This is a genomic window from Lentzea sp. NPDC037011, assembly GCF_055607425.1.
On the sequence record NZ_JBVJRT010000007.1, the window covers coordinates 391,195 to 408,066 of the forward strand.

19 protein-coding genes and 1 pseudogene are annotated in these 16,872 nt (G+C 72.0%); 10 read left to right on the plus strand and 10 right to left on the minus strand.

Annotated elements, in window-relative coordinates:
• Both ACZ7CH_RS24000 and ACZ7CH_RS24005 read right to left on the minus strand, forming a co-directional pair.
• On the minus strand, positions 1-585 hold the full coding sequence (locus ACZ7CH_RS24000; RefSeq protein ID WP_360393053.1) for a TetR/AcrR family transcriptional regulator: 585 nt from the start codon (positions 583-585) through the stop codon (positions 1-3).
• A gap of 3 nt (positions 586-588) precedes the next feature.
• Positions 589-2,043 (minus strand): MFS transporter, encoded by a 1,455-nt coding sequence (locus tag ACZ7CH_RS24005; RefSeq protein WP_470375007.1) that lies wholly within the window; start codon positions 2,041-2,043, stop codon positions 589-591.
• A gap of 391 nt (positions 2,044-2,434) precedes the next feature.
• Here ACZ7CH_RS24005 and ACZ7CH_RS24010 point away from each other — a divergent pair, with 391 nt between their 5' ends.
• Positions 2,435-3,898, plus strand: coding sequence for an FAD-dependent monooxygenase (locus ACZ7CH_RS24010; protein WP_470374905.1), 1,464 nt, complete (start codon positions 2,435-2,437; stop codon positions 3,896-3,898).
• A 215-nt stretch (positions 3,899-4,113) separates the two neighbouring features.
• Here the strand turns inward: ACZ7CH_RS24010 and ACZ7CH_RS24015 are convergent, their stop codons facing one another.
• Complete coding sequence (locus ACZ7CH_RS24015; RefSeq protein WP_470374906.1) at positions 4,114-4,836, minus strand: SDR family oxidoreductase; 723 nt, start codon at positions 4,834-4,836, stop codon at positions 4,114-4,116.
• Positions 4,837-4,921: 85 nt separating this feature from the next.
• Here ACZ7CH_RS24015 and ACZ7CH_RS24020 point away from each other — a divergent pair, with 85 nt between their 5' ends.
• The 3 genes from ACZ7CH_RS24020 (at position 4,922) to ACZ7CH_RS24030 (ending at position 6,810) form a co-directional block, all read left to right on the plus strand.
• Positions 4,922-5,785 carry a LysR family transcriptional regulator gene (locus tag ACZ7CH_RS24020; RefSeq protein ID WP_470374907.1) on the plus strand — a complete coding sequence of 288 codons (864 nt, stop codon included), beginning with the start codon at positions 4,922-4,924 and terminating at the stop codon, positions 5,783-5,785.
• A gap of 99 nt (positions 5,786-5,884) precedes the next feature.
• Positions 5,885-6,235 carry a hypothetical protein gene (locus ACZ7CH_RS24025; protein ID WP_360393067.1) on the plus strand — a complete coding sequence of 117 codons (351 nt, stop codon included), beginning with the start codon at positions 5,885-5,887 and terminating at the stop codon, positions 6,233-6,235.
• A 56-nt stretch (positions 6,236-6,291) separates the two neighbouring features.
• The gene (locus ACZ7CH_RS24030; protein ID WP_360393070.1) at positions 6,292-6,810 is read left to right on the plus strand and encodes an SRPBCC family protein; all 519 of its coding nucleotides are present in this window, start codon (positions 6,292-6,294) and stop codon (positions 6,808-6,810) included.
• 139 nt (positions 6,811-6,949) lie between these two features.
• Here ACZ7CH_RS24030 and ACZ7CH_RS24035 read toward each other — a convergent pair whose 3' ends face one another.
• Positions 6,950-7,429 (minus strand): MarR family winged helix-turn-helix transcriptional regulator, encoded by a 480-nt coding sequence (locus tag ACZ7CH_RS24035; RefSeq protein ID WP_470374908.1) that lies wholly within the window; start codon positions 7,427-7,429, stop codon positions 6,950-6,952.
• Positions 7,430-7,483: 54 nt separating this feature from the next.
• Here ACZ7CH_RS24035 and ACZ7CH_RS24040 point away from each other — a divergent pair, with 54 nt between their 5' ends.
• Positions 7,484-8,704, plus strand: a complete 1,221-nt coding sequence (locus ACZ7CH_RS24040; RefSeq protein ID WP_470374909.1) for a multidrug effflux MFS transporter — start codon at positions 7,484-7,486, stop codon at positions 8,702-8,704.
• Between the two features lie 78 nt (positions 8,705-8,782).
• Here ACZ7CH_RS24040 and ACZ7CH_RS24045 read toward each other — a convergent pair whose 3' ends face one another.
• The 3 genes from ACZ7CH_RS24045 to ACZ7CH_RS24055 all read right to left on the minus strand — a co-directional run bounded on the left by ACZ7CH_RS24045 (position 8,783) and on the right by ACZ7CH_RS24055 (position 9,614).
• Positions 8,783-9,013, minus strand: coding sequence for a hypothetical protein (locus ACZ7CH_RS24045; RefSeq protein ID WP_360393079.1), 231 nt, complete (start codon positions 9,011-9,013; stop codon positions 8,783-8,785).
• A gap of 119 nt (positions 9,014-9,132) precedes the next feature.
• Complete coding sequence (locus ACZ7CH_RS24050) at positions 9,133-9,336, minus strand: cold-shock protein (RefSeq protein ID WP_360393081.1); 204 nt, start codon at positions 9,334-9,336, stop codon at positions 9,133-9,135.
• On the minus strand, positions 9,333-9,614 hold the full coding sequence (locus ACZ7CH_RS24055; protein ID WP_360393084.1) for a hypothetical protein: 282 nt from the start codon (positions 9,612-9,614) through the stop codon (positions 9,333-9,335). The genes ACZ7CH_RS24050 and ACZ7CH_RS24055 overlap by 4 nt, the downstream gene beginning before the upstream one ends.
• Positions 9,615-10,455: 841 nt before the next feature.
• On the opposite strand from ACZ7CH_RS24055, the gene ACZ7CH_RS24060 reads away from it, so the two are divergent.
• The 5 genes and pseudogenes from ACZ7CH_RS24060 to ACZ7CH_RS24080 form a co-directional block, all read left to right on the plus strand.
• Complete coding sequence (locus tag ACZ7CH_RS24060; RefSeq protein ID WP_470371102.1) at positions 10,456-10,614, plus strand: RGCVC family protein; 159 nt, start codon at positions 10,456-10,458, stop codon at positions 10,612-10,614.
• Positions 10,611-11,186 (plus strand): GNAT family N-acetyltransferase, encoded by a 576-nt coding sequence (locus ACZ7CH_RS24065; protein ID WP_360393089.1) that lies wholly within the window; start codon positions 10,611-10,613, stop codon positions 11,184-11,186. The genes ACZ7CH_RS24060 and ACZ7CH_RS24065 overlap by 4 nt, the downstream gene beginning before the upstream one ends.
• Positions 11,187-11,287: 101 nt before the next feature.
• Positions 11,288-12,139 carry an STAS domain-containing protein gene (locus ACZ7CH_RS24070; protein ID WP_470371101.1) on the plus strand — a complete coding sequence of 284 codons (852 nt, stop codon included), beginning with the start codon at positions 11,288-11,290 and terminating at the stop codon, positions 12,137-12,139.
• A complete protein-coding gene (locus ACZ7CH_RS24075; RefSeq protein WP_470374910.1) occupies positions 12,139-12,528 on the plus strand; it encodes an STAS domain-containing protein in 390 nt (129 codons plus the stop codon). The genes ACZ7CH_RS24070 and ACZ7CH_RS24075 overlap by 1 nt, the downstream gene beginning before the upstream one ends.
• Before the next feature lie 540 nt (positions 12,529-13,068).
• A pseudogene (locus tag ACZ7CH_RS24080) lies at positions 13,069-13,269 on the plus strand (arsenic resistance protein); the annotation flags it as partial.
• Positions 13,270-13,714: 445 nt separating this feature from the next.
• Here ACZ7CH_RS24080 and ACZ7CH_RS24085 read toward each other — a convergent pair.
• The 3 genes from ACZ7CH_RS24085 to ACZ7CH_RS24095 all read right to left on the minus strand — a co-directional run bounded on the left by ACZ7CH_RS24085 (position 13,715) and on the right by ACZ7CH_RS24095 (position 16,820).
• Positions 13,715-14,755, minus strand: a complete 1,041-nt coding sequence (locus ACZ7CH_RS24085; protein ID WP_470374911.1) for a fatty acid desaturase family protein — start codon at positions 14,753-14,755, stop codon at positions 13,715-13,717.
• Positions 14,752-15,933 (minus strand): AI-2E family transporter, encoded by a 1,182-nt coding sequence (locus tag ACZ7CH_RS24090; protein ID WP_458431488.1) that lies wholly within the window; start codon positions 15,931-15,933, stop codon positions 14,752-14,754. The genes ACZ7CH_RS24085 and ACZ7CH_RS24090 overlap by 4 nt, the downstream gene beginning before the upstream one ends.
• A 266-nt stretch (positions 15,934-16,199) precedes the next feature.
• A complete protein-coding gene (locus ACZ7CH_RS24095) occupies positions 16,200-16,820 on the minus strand; it encodes a hypothetical protein (protein WP_360393103.1) in 621 nt (206 codons plus the stop codon).
• Positions 16,821-16,872: the final 52 nt, after the last annotated feature.

Below are 16,872 nucleotides of genomic sequence, written 5' to 3' on the forward strand. Positions count from 1 at the left end.
TCACGCCGGGGCGAGGTGCTCCCAGGCTGGGCCGGGCGTGGTGAGGCTCAGCAGGAGGGCCTCGAGGTCGACCAGCGGCTGCCGGTCGGGGTGGTGGTGCCAGGTCGGGATGGCGCTGATCCCGTCGGCCGCGGCCATGACCAGTGCGGTGACGTGCGGCGGGAGGCCGTCGGCCGCGAGGTCGCCGTGCCAGCGCAGGGTGTCGTCGCGAGCGAGGTCGATGATCTCCGGGATCGCGACCAGGTGGCTGAGCAGCGGCACCAGGTCGCGGAAGTTGCCGGGGTCCTGCGAGAAGGCGGCGCTGACCCGGACGTAGGCGCGGGTGAGGCGGCCCGGCCCGGTGTCGGCGGGGTCCACGGCGGCGAGGACGTCGGCGCGGAACCGGTCGAACAGGTCCTGGGCCAGGGCCCGCACCAGGTCGTCCTTGGTGGCGAAGTGGTGCAGGAGACCGCCCTTGGACACGCCCGCCTCCCGCGCGATGTGGTCGAGGGTGGCGGAGGTGCCGCGGGCGCGGATGCACACGCCCGCGGCGTCCAGCAGCGCGCGGCGGGTGTCCTCGGGGGTGCGCCCGGCTACACGCGGCATGGACTACTCCTCGATCGGGGCCGTGGTGGTGCCGCTCTTCCTACCGGAGGGGATCGTGCGCCAGGCGATGAGGGCGGCGATCACCGTGGTCGCCGCGGCGACCACGGACGTGACCTGCATGGCGGTGGTGAACGCCGCCCGTGCCGCCTCCAGCACGCCCGCGTTGTCGCGGACGGTGTTGACGGCCGCCGCCAGCGAGTCCTCCACGGCCGCCCGTGCCGTGCCGGTCAGGCCCGCGGGCAGCTCCAGCGCCGCCCGGTAGACCAGGCTCACCGTCGAGCCGAGCAACGCGATGCCGAGCGCGCCGCCCAGCTCGAAGGCCGTCTCGGAGATGGCCGAGGCCGCACCGGCGCGTTCGGACGGCACCGCGGAGACCACGGCGTCGGTGGTGAGCGTCATCGCCACGCCGATGCCCAGCCCCAGCGGGACCAGCGCCGCCGCCAGCCACAGGACGTGGTCGGAGCTCTCGGCGACGGCGACGAGCGCCAGGCCGAGCGCGGCGAACAGCAGGCCCGCCGCGACGGCACGGCCGGTGCCCAGCCGTGCCACCAGCACGCCGACCACCGCCACGGCCAGGATGGACGCGACCGTCGTGGGCAGCTCGACCAGCCCGGCGGCGAGCGGGCGCAGACCGCGGACGAGCTGCAGGTACTGGGAGAAGAAGAACAGCACGCCCATGAGCGCGAAGATCGCGACGAAGTTGGCCAGCACCGCTCCGCTGAACGCCCTGTTCGCGAACAGCCCCACGTCGATCAGCGGTGTCTCCAGCCGCCGCTGACGGCGGACGAACAGCACGCCCGCGGTCACCCCGGCCACCGCGGTCAGCACCGCCGCGAGGTCCACCCCGGAGCCGATGGCGTGCTTGACCGCGTACACCAGCGGCACGACCGCGGCCATCGACAGCGCGGCGGACAGCAGGTCGAACCGGCCGGGCCGCGGGTCGCGCGACTCCGGCAGCAGCACCGCGCCCGCCACCAGGAACACCAGCACCACCGGCACGTTGATCAGGAACACCGAGCCCCACCAGAAGTGCTCCAGCAGCAGCCCGCCGACCAGCGGCCCCAGCGCCATCCCTCCGGCGGAGGCCGCCGACCAGATCGCGATCGCCCTGGTGCGTTCGGCCTGGTCGGGGAACATGTTCCGGATGATCGACAGCGTCGACGGCATGATCGTCGCGCCCGCCACGCCCAGCAGCAGCCGTGCCGCGATCAGCATCTCCGCGTCCGGCGCGAACGCCGCCAGCGCCGACGCCGCACCGAACGCCGCGGTGCCCGCCAGCAGCACCCGCTTGCGTCCGAGCCGATCGGCCAGGGTGCCCGTCGTCACCAGCAGACCTGCCAGCGCCAGCGCGTAGACGTCGCCGATCCACAGGACCTGCGTCGAGCTCGGGGCCAGGTCGGCGGTCAGCGACGGCACCGCCAGGTACAGCACCGTGCCGTCGATGGCCAGCAGCAACATCGAGCCGACCAGCACCGCCAACGCCGCCCACCTGCGGCGATAGAGAGTCGGCGCTGTCGCCGCCGCAGGGGTGTTCTCAGGAGTCACGGACTTATTGTACCGGCTGGACGGTTTAATACCGTGGGTGTCGCCGGTCCGTTCGCCCTGACGAGTGTCAGCGGATCAGGACGAGGAACTTCAGGCGGGCCTTGCCGAACGCCACCCGCGGCAAAAGCGGTGGACGGAGAACGCGCCGGGCTTGTAGCTTCCCGGCGAACGTGACGCTGACCGAGGAGGTGAGACCCATGACCGCAACGCCGTGGGCGCTCTCCCTCCCGTCACGGCCGGGCGACTGACGCAGGTGTCGCCGGGAGCGCCTCGACCACCGAGCCACTCCCGAAGGGCACCACCGATGCATCCCACCGGCCACCCCGCCGACCACCCCGACGTGATCATCGCCGGCTGCGGTCCGACCGGCGCCGTGCTGGCCGCCGAGCTCCGCCTGCACGACGTGCGCGTGCTCGTCCTGGAACGCGACACCGAACCCGCCTCGGTCGTCCGCATCGTCGGCCTGCACGCCCGCACCCTCGAACTGATGGCCATGCGCGGCCTGCTCGACCGCCTGCTCTACCGCGGTCGCCGCCGACCGGCCTCCGCGTTCTTCGCCGCCATCGACAAGCCGGCGCCCACCGGCCTCGACACCGCGCACCCCTACCTGCTGGGCATGCCGCAACCGGTCGTCGTCGACGTCCTCGAACGGCACGCGGCCGACCTGGGCGCCCTGGTCCGGCGCGGCTGCGCGGTCACCGGACTCGACCAGGACGACGACGGCGTCACCGTCGAGCTGGCCGGCGGCGAACGGCTGCGCGCCCGCTACCTCGTCGGCTGCGACGGCGCGCGCAGCACGGTCCGCAAGCTGCTCGGTGTCGGCTTCCCCGGTGAACCCTCGCGCAACGACACGCTGATGGGCGCGCTGGCGGTGAGCGCCCCGCAGGACGAGATCGACGCCAAGGTGGCCGAGGTCAGGCGGACCTGCCGGTTCTTCGACGTCAACCCGTTCGGCGACGGCGTCCACCGCGTCGTCGTCCCCGCCCCGCACGTCAGCGACCGCGGCGAACCGCCGGTGCTCGACGACTTCCGGCAGGCGCTGCTGGCCATCGCCGGCACCGACTTCGGCGTGCACTCACCGCGCTGGCTGTCCCGCTTCGGTGACGCCACCCGGCTCGCCGAGCACTACCGGGTCGGGCGGGTGCTGCTGGCCGGCGACGCGGCGCACGTCCACCCGCCCGCCGGTGGCCAGGGCCTCAACCTGGGCGTGCAGGACGCGGTCAACCTCGGCTGGAAGCTCGCCGCGCAGGTCCGCGGCCGGGCACCGGAGGGGTTGCTGGACACCTACCACTGCGAACGGCACCCGGTCGCCGCGGACGTCCTGGACAGCACCCGCGCCCAGGTGCTGCTGGCGTCCCCCGAACCGGGCGCGCGGGCGTTGCGCCGGCTGCTCACCGAGCTGATGGACTTCGACGTGGTCAACCGCCACCTGACCGAGAAGACCACCGCGATCGGCCTGCGCTACGACCTCGGAGGAGGCCACGACCTGGTCGGCCGGCGGCTGCGCGACCTCGACGTGGCACAGGGCCGGCTCTACGACCGGCTGCACCGCGGCCGCGGCCTGCTGCTCGACCGCACCGGGCGCCTCGGCGTCGGTGGCTGGGCGGACCGGGTCGACCTCCTCGCCGATCCCTCCGCGGACGTGGACGCGCCGTGCGTGCTGCTGCGTCCCGACGGGCACGTGGCGTGGGCGGGGGAGGACCAGCACGACCTCGACGCGCACCTGGCCCGCTGGTTCGGCCCGGTCACCGCACCAGCCTCTCCCTGAACGCCGGCAGTGCCTTCACCCCCGGGGGTCTCCGACTTGATCGCAAGGCCTTGACCGCCGTCCTCACCGTTGTCACCCGCCGAACCCGATCGGCGTCCGCGGAGAGCCCGAGGTGCTGTTGGTAGTAGCTACGAGCCTGTTGATGTTGAGTTGGTGGTACTTGCAGATGCCGGTAGAGGCAGGGGTGGGCGCGGCGCTCGACCCGCCCCAGCGCGTTACCAGGGAACGGGGCCTCCGTCGTCGAAGAACCCGCCGCGCGGTCCGTCGTCGGGCAGCGTGGCGAGCCTGATCGCGACCGCCGCACCCTGCTCGGGCGTCCGCGGTGCGTTGAACCCGGTGAAGTCCGTCGCGACGTAACCGGGGCAGACGGCGTTGACGATGACGTTCGTGCCGGCGAGCTCGCGCGCGTACTGCGCGGTGATGCTGTTGAGCATCGACTTCGATGGCGCGTAGGCGGCCAGCACCGGCCCGGTCTGCAACGTCAGCGAGCCCATGTTGCTGGAGATGTTGACGATTCGCGGCGACTCGGCCCGGCGCAGCAGCGGCAGCACCGCGTTCGTCACGCGCACGACGCCGAACACGTTGGTGTCCAGCACGGTCCGCATGACATCGAGGTCCAGTGTGGACGGGTTCTGCGCGCCACCGTCGAAGCGGCCGGCGATGCCCGCGTTGTTGACGAGCACGTCGAGCCCGCCCGCGGTCTTCTCGATCGTCTTCGCCGCAACGGTGACGCTCTCGCCGGACGTGACGTCCAGCGCCACCCCGAACGCGTCGATGCCCTCATCTTGCAGGCGCGCAACGGCTTCCTCGCGCCGTGCGCTGTCACGTGCACCCACCGCCACCCGGAACCCGATCGTCCCGAGCCCGCGTGCGATGGCGAAACCGATTCCCTTGTTCGCGCCGGTGACCAGCGCGGTCTTCTTGTTCACACCACCCATGCTCAGCGCCGCCGCGGACGGTGTCCAAGATCGATCCAGTACCTCGTGATACTCCACGGGTATCAGCGCGCGTACGCTGGACGGGGTGCACGACGTCGAGACCCGCGAGCTGCGCTACTTCGTCGCAATCGCGGAGGAGCTGCACTTCGGTCGCGCCGCCGACCGCCTCGGCATCGCCCAGCCGCCGCTCTCGCGCGCGATCCGGCAGCTCGAACACCGCCTGGGCGTCCAGCTCCTCGACCGCGACCGCCGCGGCGTTTCCCTCACCGAACCCGGCCGCGTGCTGCTGCACGAGGCCCGCCTGGTCCTCGCCGCGGTCTCGGCCGCCGTGCGCCGCACCCGCCAGGCCGCGGCCGAACGCCGCCCGCTGGTGCTCGTGACGAAGGCCGGCGCGTCCCACGAGCTGTTGCAGCGCCTGCTCGACGCCGTCGGCAGCGCGCCCGACCCGGTGCCGGTCGAGGTGCTGCTGTGCGAGGTCGGCGAGCAGGCCGGGCTGCTGCGCGACGGCAGCGCGGACGTGGCGGTCATGCACCGCCCCTACGACGACCTGGCCGGGTTCGACACCGAGGACCTGGTGGTGGAGGGGCAGGTGGCGATCCTGCCCGCCGCCCACCCGCTCGCGGCCCGCGCGGAGCTCACGCTCGCGGAGGTCCAGCACGTGCCGGACCTGCCGATCGCGCGCTGGCCGCGGCTGGACGGGTCCTATCCGGACGGTCCGGGGCCGGAGGTGCGCACCCAGTCGAAGCTCGCGCAGCTCGTGGCGCTCGGCAGGACGCTGCTCGTGATCCCCGCGTCCAGCCGGGCGTGGCAGTGGCCGGAGCACGTGGCGGTGCCCGTCGTGGACGCGCCGGACGTCACGACGGTGCTCGCCTGGCAGCCCGCCAACCGGTCGCCGACGCTCGCGTCGTTCGTCCGCACCGTCACCGAATCGGTGCGAATCCCAGTGTGAACCGTTTCTGAGTCGATTTCTCGGGTATCGCTATAGCGGCGGATGACCCGGTCGTGTCGAGAGGAGACGGGAATGTCCCGTGATGGTGCCGGTGTGGTCATGACACGTGTGCTGGGTGCGGTGACCGCCGCGTACAGCGCCGCGTTGATCGTGTCCCCGCGGATCTTGGCCAAGCCCACGGGCCTGACCACGCGGGGAGATGACGTGCCGGGACCGGTGCGGACGCTCGTCGCCGCCATCGGGGCCCGTGACACCGCGATCGGCCTGGCGATGGTCCTCGCACCTACGGGGCGACCGCTGCGCACGGCCGTGGCCACGCGCGTCGCCGCGGACCTCTCGGACGCGGCGGTGTTCGGCCTGACGCTGCCCGACCCCGCGGCACGGCGCAAGGTCGCGGTGTTCGCCGTGACCTGGGCGGTGCTGTGCGGGGTCTTCGGCCTGCGCCGCTGACCGCCGGTCGTCCGCGTCCGCCAACGCGTTCACCTCAACCGCAGGGAGTTCCGAGCATGAGCACGATCACCAAGTCCGTCGACGTCGAGGCGGACGTGACCAGCGTCTACAACCAGTGGACCCAGTTCGCGGAGTTCCCGCGGTTCATGGAGGGCGTCGACCGGATCGACCAGCTCGACGACACCCACACGCACTGGACGGTCAGCATCGCCGGCGTGAAGCGCGAGTTCGACGCCACGATCACCGAGCAGCACCCCGACCAGCGGGTCGCGTGGCGCTCCGACAGCGGCCCCGACCACGCCGGTGTGGTGACCGTGCACCGCCTCGACGACCGCCACACGCGCGTGACGGTGCAGATGGACATCGACCCGGAGGGCTTCGTCGAGAACGTCGCCGACAAGCTCGGCGTCCTCGACCGCCGCGTGCAGGGCGACCTCGACCGGTTCAAGACCTTCATCGAGGAGCGCGGGGGAGCCGAGACCGGTGCGTGGCGCGGTGACGTCGACCGCCCCGGCCAGACCGCGCCCGGCCAGACCGCGCCCGGCCAGACCGCGCCCGGTACCGGCCAGCTCTGACCGGGTCGCACGAGTCCGCCGCGGTGTTCCGGTCACGGCCAGGTGGGGCCTTTCCGTGGCCCTGGGAACACCGCGGCACCCTCGTGTCCCCGGCCGGTGTCTTGCCGGCCGCTTCCCGGCCCGCCACCTCGGCGGCCCGTCAGCCTGACCCCGGCTCGCCCCCACCGCCCTGACCGGCGCGGGCGCGGGCCTTCTCGCCGAGCTTCGCCTCGATCCGCTGCAGCGTCGAGATCATCGACTCCACGTCGTCCTCATCGGACAGCGCGTCGTCGAGCAGATCGCTCCACAGCACGCTCAACCGCCGCAGGTTCTCCTGCGCGCGGGCGGTGGGGTAGAGGCGCACGCGCCGCGCGTCCTCCGCATCCGCCTCGCGGTGCACGAGCCCCTTCTTCTCCAGGCTGCGCAACGCCCGGCTGAAGTTGCTGGAGATCTGGTGGGTGGCCTCCGCCGCCACCCCCGCCGACGTGCCGGGGTTGCGGTCGATGAACCGCATCGCCGCGATCTCCACCGGTGTCAACGGCTCCCGGTGCAGCACCTCCTTGGCGGCGTGGATCTGCCGTCCGACCGCCGCGATCAGGTCGGCGAGCTCGAACAACCGCGCCTTCTGGTCCTCGTCCACGGCCACATGATAACTTCGCTGTCACCTGATAGCTATCAACCGATAGGAGAGTGCGTGGACACCCCCGCGCGCGGCGCCGTCCCCACGCCGCTCCTGCTCGTGCTGGCCCTGCTGGCGAGCGTGGCCCCGTTCGGCATCGACCTCTACCTGCCCGCGTTCCCGCGCATGGCCACCGACCTCACCACCACCGACACCGCCGTCCAGCTGACCCTCACGACGTTCCTGCTCGGCCTCGCCGCCGGCCAGCTCGTCTTCGGCCCCCTGTCGGACCGCTGGGGCCGCCGCGGCCCGTTGCTGGCAGGCTCGGCGGTGTTCGTGGCCGCGAGCCTCCTCGTCGCCACCGCACCGACGATCGAGGTCCTGCTGGCCGGCCGCCTCTTCCAGGGCCTGAGCGCCGCCGCGGGCATGGTCATCGGCCGCGCGGTCATCGCCGACCTCGCCACCGGCCGCACCGCCGCGCGCGCGTTCAGCCTCATGATGATCGTCAGCGGCGTGGCACCCGTTGTCGCCCCGCTGCTGGGCAGCCTGCTCATCGACGGCATCGGCTGGCGCGGTGTGCTGTTCGTCCTGGCCGGTCTCGCTGTCGCGATGCTCGCCGGTTCCGCGGTCGTGGTGCGCGAGACCCACCCGCGTTCACGTCGGGGTTCGGCGCGGTCCGGCGGTTTCCACGCGTTGGGGCGCAAGGCTTACCTCACCGCCACGGCCACGTTCGTCTTCTCGTTCGCCGTCCTCATGGCCTACATCTCGGCCTCGCCGTTCCTGTACCAGGTCGTCATCGGCATGGGGCCGGTCAGCTACGGCCTGCTGTTCGGGCTCAACGCGCTCGGTCTGATCACGAGCAGCGCGGTCGCCTCCCGCCTGCTGCGTCGCGGCAACCCCCGCCGCATCCTCACGATCGGTGTCACGTGGCTCTTCTCGGCCGCGGTGGTGCTGCTCGTGCTGGCGCTGCTGCCCATCGGCGCGGGCTGGCTGGTGGTGCCGATCTTCTTCGCGGTCGCGTCCCTCGGGTTCGTGCTCGGGCCGGCCACGGCACTGGCCCTCGACGCCGTTCCGCAGGCGGCGGGCACGGGGTCGGCGGTGCTGGGGGCGTCGCAGTTCGGGCTTGCCGCGGTCGTGTCACCGTTGGTGAGTGCGGGGGAGGGCCACTCGACGTGGCCCATGGCGGTCACGATCGCGGTGCTGGCCACGATCGCGGCGGGCTTCTGCGCGCTGCTGTCCCGTGCGACCCGGCAGGTGGACGCGCCCGAGGTCGACCGCCTGCCCGTGCGGACGTGACGGGGCCGGACGCGCGCGAAGCCTGACCGCAGCGCGCGCCGGCGGCGTCATGGAGACGTGGTCCCGGCAGTCGGCGGCTCAGCGGTTCGAGGACGGGAACTGACCACCGGCACTGCCGAGCGCGAGGAGGTCGGTGTACTGCTCCTGCCAGGACCTCTCGGTGGCGAGCAGGTCCGCGAGTCGTTGCACCCATTTCGCGTCGACCGGGGCGCCGACTGCCGCCGCCAGGTGCCGTTCGGTCTCCCCGCGAGCGCTGAGCCACTCGGACAACGTGGGACCGAGCGTGGGACCGCCCTGTGCATCAGTCATGGGGCGACAGTACTGCCGGCGCCTTCAGCGGGCGCGCGAGGAGGGGCCGTCCGCCACCGGCGAACCGGCGGAGAAAGCGGACCACCCGGTGGTGGCCCGCTTTCGGATGCCTTGTCCTGTCAGAGAAGGCGGACCGACGTGGCCTGCGGCCCCCTGTCGCCCTGCCTGATCTCGAACTGCACCGGCTGGTGTTCCGGTATGCCCTGGTAGGCGTACTCGTGGACCTCGGAGTGGTGCACGAACACGTCCGGTCCGCCGCCCTCGGGGGCGATGAAACCGAACCCCTTGCTGCCGTTGAACCACTTCACGGTTCCCTGGGTCATCGACGTGCTCCTTCGGTCGTCCGGTGCACGCCGAGCGCCTCCGGGGAAGTCGTGGTCTTCTGCTCGTCCCGCGTCGGACCTGCGGTACGCGGTGCGAGTTCGGACAGGCCCAGCATCGCGAGCAGGTCGCGGCAGTCCTGCGCGTCGTGGCAGTGCTGCGCGACGAGGCGGGCCGCTTGGCGTTGCCGGACGACCCCCGTCTCGTCGGCGGCGAGCCTGGCCTCGGTGAAATCCGCGGCGGCACCGGTCTGCCTGCCGATCTGGCCGGTCCGTGTCATGAGCGCACCTGCTCGTCCGGTGCGGTGCGGTGGCTTCGGGAGGACGAGGTGAAGAGCTGGCGGTCCGGCGGCAAGCCGGTGCTCCGATCTCCGGCCGAAGGCGACAGCGCCGGATTGGATCGGGGCCCGCGGCGGCTGGATGCGGCAACTGGAACCCCAACCCCGCCGACAGTACTCCATCGCGCACCGGTCTGCTCCTGACCGGTTTCCCCGCACCGGCTCTCGTCGCCGCGATGTCACGGGCGTGGGGCGGGGGAGTGCGCGGAGACCGGCTGCCCGGCTCACCCCCGCGAACGGCGAGGGCCGGGTCGCGCTGCTCCGCGAACACGACCGGTGGCGGGCAGGAAGACCCCGATCACGGCACAGGAGACGGGTGACCCGCGATGTCTGTCCACTTCGGACGATGAGGGCTGGGTGCTCCTCCGGCTCGACCTCGCGGGGACGTGCGGTGGCGGCCGGACCGGCGCCCACGTTCAGCGCGAACGCGGTGCGCCGCGCTCGGAGGAACCCGCCGGGCCCTGGCGCGGGGTGCGCCGGGGCCCGGCCGCGGCGCGAACTGTCCTAACAGGACCGAACTTCGCCGCGGACTCGCGGGCGCGTCGCGCTGTGCGGCGGCACCGGCGAGCCGGGCTCCGGGACTGGCGTAGACTGGGGAACACCGAGGGCATGTCGTGCAGCAGCGGTCGAGCTGGTGCCGCCTTGGGCGCATCACGAGACCCGGCCGTCCGGCTGGAGGTTGGGAGCGCCGGGGCGACCTCGGACCCGTTTCGCGGCCCTGGTGTCCTCGCGCCTCTTCCACCGGCGTCCTCTTCCTCGCAGCACCGTTCATCGGAGTTCCCGCATGACCACGTCCGAGCCACTGACCATCGACACCGAAGCCGAAGCCGGTCGCGTGTGCGGCGTCTGCCCGCACCTGTGGCGCGAGCACGACCCCCTCGGGGTGCGGTACTGCACCGCCACCGCGGTCTCCGCGTTGCCCCGGGGGTGCATCTGCTCATGACGACCACCACCGTGCTCACCACCGGGCGGCTGACCCTGCGCCCGTGGAAGCTCGAGGACACCGCCGCGGCACTCGCCGTGTACGGGCGCACCGAGGTGACGCGCTGGCTCAGTCCCGAGATGGACCAGGTCCCGGACCGGGCGGCCATGCGGCTGCTGTTGCAGCAGTGGGCCGCGGAGAGCGTGCGGCTGCCCGCGCCGTCGGGCCGCTGGGCGATCCAGCGCGACAGCGACGGCCTGGTGATCGGCGGGGCAGTCCTGCTGCCGCTGCCGCCGGGCGAGGAGGACCTGGAGATCGGCTGGCAGCTGCGTCCCGACACCTGGGGCAACGGCTACGCCACCGAGACGACCCACGCCCTGGCCTCCTGGGCGTTCAGCCAGGACGTGAACGAGGTGTTCGCCGTCGTCCGGCCGGGCAACACCCGCGCTGCGGCCACCGTGCGCAACAACGGCATGCACTGGGTCGGCGAGACCACGAAGTACTTCGGCACCGAACTCCAGGTGTTCCGCCTCCGCGCGGCGGACCTCGACGCGGCCGCGCCGACCTCGCCCCACCCGCCAGACCGCGACTGACCGCATCGGCACCGAACGCACCTCGTGCCGGCGGACCTGGCCCCCACCAGGCGTGCGGGTGGTCAGCCCCGGCCGCGGAGGTGGAAGCCCAGGAGGCTCGTATGACTGCAGGCGCAGGGCAAGCCAACCACTTGGCGGAGCTGTTGCGGACCAACGCCGAAAGGGTGGTCGAGGAGTGGGTGGACGCCGTGGCGGCCCCGCTGCGCGGGCGTTCGACCAGGGCGGAGCTCACCATCGACTTCCGCGAGCTGTTGCAGCTCGTGCTGCCGCTGGCGGGATCGGACGGCCGGGACGTCTCCGGACCGGCGTTCGACGAGGTCCGGTCGTTCCTCCAGGAGTACTCCCGCTCCGGCGTGCGGGGCGGCTTCACGCCCACGGAGACCGCGTCGAGCGTCTTCTCGCTCAAGCGCGGGGTCTTCGCGCTGGTGGAGAACGGCGAAGATCCGGCTTTGTTCCGGCAGGCGCTCGCGTTCTCCGCGCTGCTGGACGCATTGGGGTTGTGGACGTTCGAGTCGTACGCGCGGGCGCGTGAGGAGATCATCCGCGAGCAGTCGGAGCAGTTGCTGGAGCTGACCACGCCGGTCGTCAAGATCTGGGAGGGCGTCCTCGCCGTGCCGCTGGTGGGCACGCTGGACTCCGCGCGCACCCAGGTGGTGATGGAGAAGCTGCTGGAGATGCTGGTCGAGACCGGCTCCGAGCACGCGATCATCGACATCACCGGCGTGTTCGCCGTCGACACGCAGGTCGCGCAGCACCTGCTCAAGACCGTGGTCGCGGCCCGGCTGATGGGTGCGGAGTGCATCGTGTCCGGCATCCGCCCGCAGATCGCGCAGACGATCGTGGCGCTGGGCATCGAGTTCGGCGACATCGTCACCAAGGCCTCGCTCGCCGACGCCCTGAGGCACGCCCTGCGCCACGAGGGCGTTGGCGTCCCGGACCACGAGGCCGTGTGATGGAACGCGTCCCGATTCTCGAGATCGGTGGCGTGCTGCTGGTCTCCGTCCAGATCGACCTGCGGGACCAGGGAGTGCTCGCGCTGCAGGAGGACCTGGCCGAGAAGATCAGCTCGACCGGCGCCCACGGCGTCGTCATCGACATCTCCGCCGTCGAGATCGTCGACTCGTTCATCGGCCGGATGTTCGCCACGATCGCGTCCATCTCCCGGCTGTTCGACGCCGACACCGTCGTGGTCGGCATGCGCCCGGCCGTGGCGATCACGCTCGTCGAGCTGGGCCTCGCGCTCGATGGTGTGCGCACGGCCCTGGACCTCGAACAGGGTGTGCGGCTCTTCGGGCGACCGGGCCGGGGTGCGCGCTCCGGTCACGCCGCGCAGGACGCCTGAGGTCGCCCGGCCGGAAGCGCCCGCCGGGGTCTGCCCGGTCGGCATGAAGAGCTACGGCCGTGCGCCGACGTTCCTGTCGCTGACCGGCTCCGGGCGGGCCCGGTCTGCCGTTGGCGCGGTCTCCGGTGACCTCGCGGCCACCCGGCGGGTCGAGCTGGTGCTGCCCGAGGCCGGTGTGTGCGGCGGTGCCGGTGTGTTCGACGCGCCCGATGAGCAGGCCGACGGCGGAGGGTGCTGCGAAGCGCCCGGAACGGCCGACGTGGCGCTCGGCCTCACACCCGGCCCATGCCGAGGTGTTGCGGCAGTGCCGCGGCCGGCTGGGAACGGCCCGCGTTGTGGACGCGGACGACCAGCACCTCGGGGGTGTCGGCCACGGCGGTCCTCCTCGGTCCCGGTGAGGTCCTCCGTCGCAGGTCACACCTGTTGTATCGACTTTCGTCAATCCAAGTGGCCGGGGTCGTGGCCATGACGAGTCCGGAACGGCGTGCTGAACGGGGAGAGGCGCGGGACTTGAGCCGGTACCGCGTCGAGAACACCGCCATCAGCCGCAGGCTGGGGGAGCGGTCGAAGGGCCGGGAGTCGTACGAGTCGGAGTACCTGCCGCGCGGCGGCCCGATCGCCCTGTACGGGCTGCTGTTCACGATCGTCGTCCTGTTCGCGCTGCGGGGCGGGACCGTCACGAGCCGCCCGCTCGACGTCGTCCGGATCGCGGTGCCGCTTCTGGTCTACTTCGCGATCATGTAGGCCGGTTCGTACGCGCTGGGCAAGGCGTCCGGACTGTCGTACGAGCGGACCACGACCCGCTCGTGTGCGTGAGCCTGTGGCTGCGCCGTCGGTGGAGGAAGCGGGAGCAGGCCTGACGGCGTGGTGGCTCCTCGCTCGACAGCCTGGCCGCCACCTCTGGGACGCACCACACGGGATCGCGCCGACGTGATCGGCCCGAACTCGACGCCGCGCTCGCCGACCAGCCCACCCGCCGGTCGGCGCTTCCCGGCACTTCACCGCTCTCTCCGGCTCCGCCCGGTCGTCGCGGTAGGAGCGCAGGCGGGCACCGAGAGCCGCCAGGCGCTCGACGACCCAGTCGCGTTCGGACGCCGGGAAGCCGATGGCCAGGTGCAGGCGCTGGTCGACCGCGGACGCGTCCCGTCCGCGGACACGGCGTTCGTCGGCGTCTCCCCAGGACCGGTCATCGTGCTGTGCCGCGCAGCGGCGCACCCGCGTCGTGCAGGTGCCGCAGGACCTCGGCGTACGACCGGACCATGGTCGTCTTGCTGTACGGGATTCCGTGGCGTCCGCAGAAGTCCTCGACGACGGGTTGCGCGTGGCGCAGGTTGGGGCGGGGCATGTGCGGGTAGAGGTGGTGCTCGACCTGGTGGTTGAGCCCGCCGAGCAGCGCGTCGACCCACCGGCCGCCGGTGACGTTGCGGGAGGTGAGCACCTGCTTGTGCAGGTGGTCGAGGCGTTGTTCACCGGTGATGATCGGCATCCCCTTGTGGTTGGGTGCGAACGAGCACCCGAGGTACACGCCCATCAGGCCCTGGTGCACGGCGATGAACACAACCCCCTTCAACGGTGAGAGGACGGCGAAGACCGCCAGCAGGTACGCCGCCAGCGGCACGATCTGGAGCGCGGCCTCGCGCCACGGGTTGCGCAGCTCGTTGCGGCACAGGGCGACGATGCCGGAGATCCGCAGCACGACCGCTTCGGCGAGCAGCAGCGGGAAGAACAGGAAGGCCTGCCGTTTGGTGATCCAGGCGTTCAGGCCGCGTTTGTCCTTGGCCTGGGCGCGGCTGAAGGCGAGGGCGTGGATCTCGATGTCGGGGTCGTGGTCCTCGTGGTTGGGGTTGGCGTGGTGGCGGTTGTGCTTCGCGACCCACCACTGGTAGCTGATGCCGGTCAGGCTGCCGTGCAGATGCCCGACCACGTCGTTGGAACGGTGGCTGCGGAAGATCTGCCGGTGCCCGGCGTCGTGCCCGATGAACGCCAGCTGGGTCGAGGCCACGGCCAGGGCCACGGCGAGCAGCACCTGCCACCAGGAGTCGCCCAGCAGCACGAAGGCGGCGGCGATGGCGCCGAGCAGGACGCCGTTCACCGCCATCCGCAGCACGTAGTAGCCGCGACGGCGCTCCAGCAGTCCGGCGGCTTTGATCTCTTTGGTCAGAAGGGCGAAGTCGCTGCCGCGAGGACGGTCGGCCGTCTTCGTCAGCACGTCGTGCGTCGAGGTCATCTGCCTGCTCCGGGTTTCGGTGTGTCGGCTTCGGTGTCCAGTCCGGGTTCGTCCGGTCCGGACTCTTCGGGTTCGCTGGTGTGCACGTCGGCGGGTGCCACGTGCTCGTCGGCCTCGCTCAGCAGGGAACGGATCGCGGAGTTGAGCACCGCCAACAGCGGTACCGCGAGCAACGCGCCGGCGATGCCCGCGACGAGGAGCCCGCTCGCGATGGCCAGCACCACCGCGAGGGGGTGCAGCTTCACCGCCCGTCCCAGCAGGAACGGTTGCAGGACATGGCTTTCCAACTGGTTCACCGCGATCACGATGACCAGCACGATCGCCGCGGTCACCGGGCCGTTCGCGACGAGCGCGACGAGGACGGCCACACCACCCGCCACCACCGCGCCGAAGATCGGGACGAACGCGCCGATGAACACCAGCGCCGCCAGCGGAACCGCGAGCGGTACCCCCAGCACGGCCAGTCCGATGCCGATGCCGAGCGCGTCCACCACGGCGACCGCCCCGGTCGCGCGGACGTAACTGACCAGCGCGGCGAGACTGCGCCTGCCCGCGACGTCCACCCTGCGGCGAGGGCCGTCGGGGACGACGCGGATGAGGAACTGCCAGATCCTCGGGCCGTCGTAGAGGAAGAACGCGAGTGCGAACAACACGAGCAGCATCTCCACGAGGGTCTCCCCGACCGTGGCGGCCGTGGTGATGGCGCTCGACGTGATGCCGGACTGGTTGTCCTGCAAGGTTTTGACGACCCGGTCGGCGAACTCGCGCAGCTGGGTCTCGCTGAGGTGCAGGGGGCCGTCGACGAGCCAGCCGGACACGGCGTCGATGCTGCGGACGAGCTGCGCGGCCAGGGCCGGTATGCCGTTGACGAAGGTCGTCACGACGAACGTGAGCAGTCCGCCGAGGACGACGAGCCCGCCCACGAGCACCACCAGCGTCGCGACACCTCGCGGAAACCGCTTCGACATGAGGAAACCGACCGCCGGTGTGAGCAACGCGGCCAGCAGCAACGCGATCGCGAGCGGCACCACCAGCGATGCCAGCCGGCCGAAGATGACACCGATCACGTACAGCGAGGCCACGACGACGAGGAAGCGCCAGCCGAGAGCCGCGCTGACGCGCAGTGTGAAGGGGACTGCGGTCCGCGTGGGCGACGAGTCCCCGCGGTCGGTGGTCACGACGGCTGTACCTCCGGTGTCGGTCGCCGACGCCGGGTCCGGGGTCATCGGTGGGGCAGCGGTCTGCCCGCGCACCTCTGCACGGGATTCCCCGCCGCCCGGACCACAAACCCGGATGAGCTGTGGCGTTGTCGGGCCTCGGCGGCGCCGGGCATCCGGGGATCGACGTCCCGCCGGGGGTCAGGTGGGAGGAAGGACCGGCTCCAACGCCGAGTCCGGCGGCTTGAGGAGCCGGTGGAGAAGATCGGCGCACGCTCCACCCGCGGTCAGCCGAGCACCCCGGTGCCGACCAGTCCTGCCAGCAGCAGCGCTGCGCTCACGAAGGCGCCGAACAGCTCGACCGGCACGAGCCGCCTTCCGGCCCACCGCACGAGTCCCGTGTTCACCAGCAGGTGTGCGAACGCCGTCACCACCACCCACCACGGGCCGGTGCTCAGCAGCAGCGTCGCACCGAGGTGGAACGACATGGTCGTAATGCCACGAGCCGCGCTGTGCGCGGGGTGCGTGCTGACGAACCCGCCCTGTGCCTTCAGCTGTTCGGCGGCCAGCCGTCCGACGGGCCCGCTGAACCTGGTCAGCTCGGTGGCGGCGAGGAAGACGAGCTGAGCCAGCGCCCAGCCGAACCCGGCCCAGAGCGCGGACTCGACACCGCTGACGACGATCACGACGAGCGCGAGCCGGACCACCTCGTCGGTGGCACCGGACACCACCGCGATGATGGTCTCGCGCCGCCGGAGGGCGTGCAGCCGCCCGGCTGAGCCCAGCACCGGGAGCCGAGCCGCCAGGGCGACCAGCCAGCCCAGGACCCCCAGCAGCACCACACCGGCCTGGTCGAGGCCGAGCAGCACCGCCAGCACCGCCGCGAGGAGCGCGAGGAGGACCGCCACCACGGCGACGCCCGCGCGGATCCTCCCCCTGACCTGAGTCGGGCCCGCGGCC

What these genes read in the sequence shown, in the direction of transcription:
- ACZ7CH_RS24000 (WP_360393053.1), bottom strand. Translation starts at nt 585, where the DNA reads ATGCCGCGTGTAGCCGGGCGCACCCCCGAGGACACCCGCCGCGCGCTG.
- ACZ7CH_RS24005 (WP_470375007.1), bottom strand. Translation starts at nt 2,043, where the DNA reads ATGTTGCTGCTGGCCATCGACGGCACGGTGCTGTACCTGGCGGTGCCG.
- ACZ7CH_RS24010 (WP_470374905.1), top strand. Translation starts at nt 2,435, where the DNA reads ATGCATCCCACCGGCCACCCCGCCGACCACCCCGACGTGATCATCGCC.
- ACZ7CH_RS24015 (WP_470374906.1), bottom strand. Translation starts at nt 4,836, where the DNA reads ATGGGTGGTGTGAACAAGAAGACCGCGCTGGTCACCGGCGCGAACAAG.
- ACZ7CH_RS24025 (WP_360393067.1), top strand. Translation starts at nt 5,885, where the DNA reads ATGACACGTGTGCTGGGTGCGGTGACCGCCGCGTACAGCGCCGCGTTG.
- ACZ7CH_RS24030 (WP_360393070.1), top strand. Translation starts at nt 6,292, where the DNA reads ATGAGCACGATCACCAAGTCCGTCGACGTCGAGGCGGACGTGACCAGC.
- ACZ7CH_RS24045 (WP_360393079.1), bottom strand. Translation starts at nt 9,013, where the DNA reads ATGACTGATGCACAGGGCGGTCCCACGCTCGGTCCCACGTTGTCCGAG.
- ACZ7CH_RS24050 (WP_360393081.1), bottom strand. Translation starts at nt 9,336, where the DNA reads ATGACCCAGGGAACCGTGAAGTGGTTCAACGGCAGCAAGGGGTTCGGT.
- ACZ7CH_RS24055 (WP_360393084.1), bottom strand. Translation starts at nt 9,614, where the DNA reads ATGACACGGACCGGCCAGATCGGCAGGCAGACCGGTGCCGCCGCGGAT.
- ACZ7CH_RS24060 (WP_470371102.1), top strand. Translation starts at nt 10,456, where the DNA reads ATGACCACGTCCGAGCCACTGACCATCGACACCGAAGCCGAAGCCGGT.
- ACZ7CH_RS24065 (WP_360393089.1), top strand. Translation starts at nt 10,611, where the DNA reads ATGACGACCACCACCGTGCTCACCACCGGGCGGCTGACCCTGCGCCCG.
- ACZ7CH_RS24070 (WP_470371101.1), top strand. Translation starts at nt 11,288, where the DNA reads ATGACTGCAGGCGCAGGGCAAGCCAACCACTTGGCGGAGCTGTTGCGG.
- ACZ7CH_RS24075 (WP_470374910.1), top strand. Translation starts at nt 12,139, where the DNA reads ATGGAACGCGTCCCGATTCTCGAGATCGGTGGCGTGCTGCTGGTCTCC.
- ACZ7CH_RS24085 (WP_470374911.1), bottom strand. Translation starts at nt 14,755, where the DNA reads ATGACCTCGACGCACGACGTGCTGACGAAGACGGCCGACCGTCCTCGC.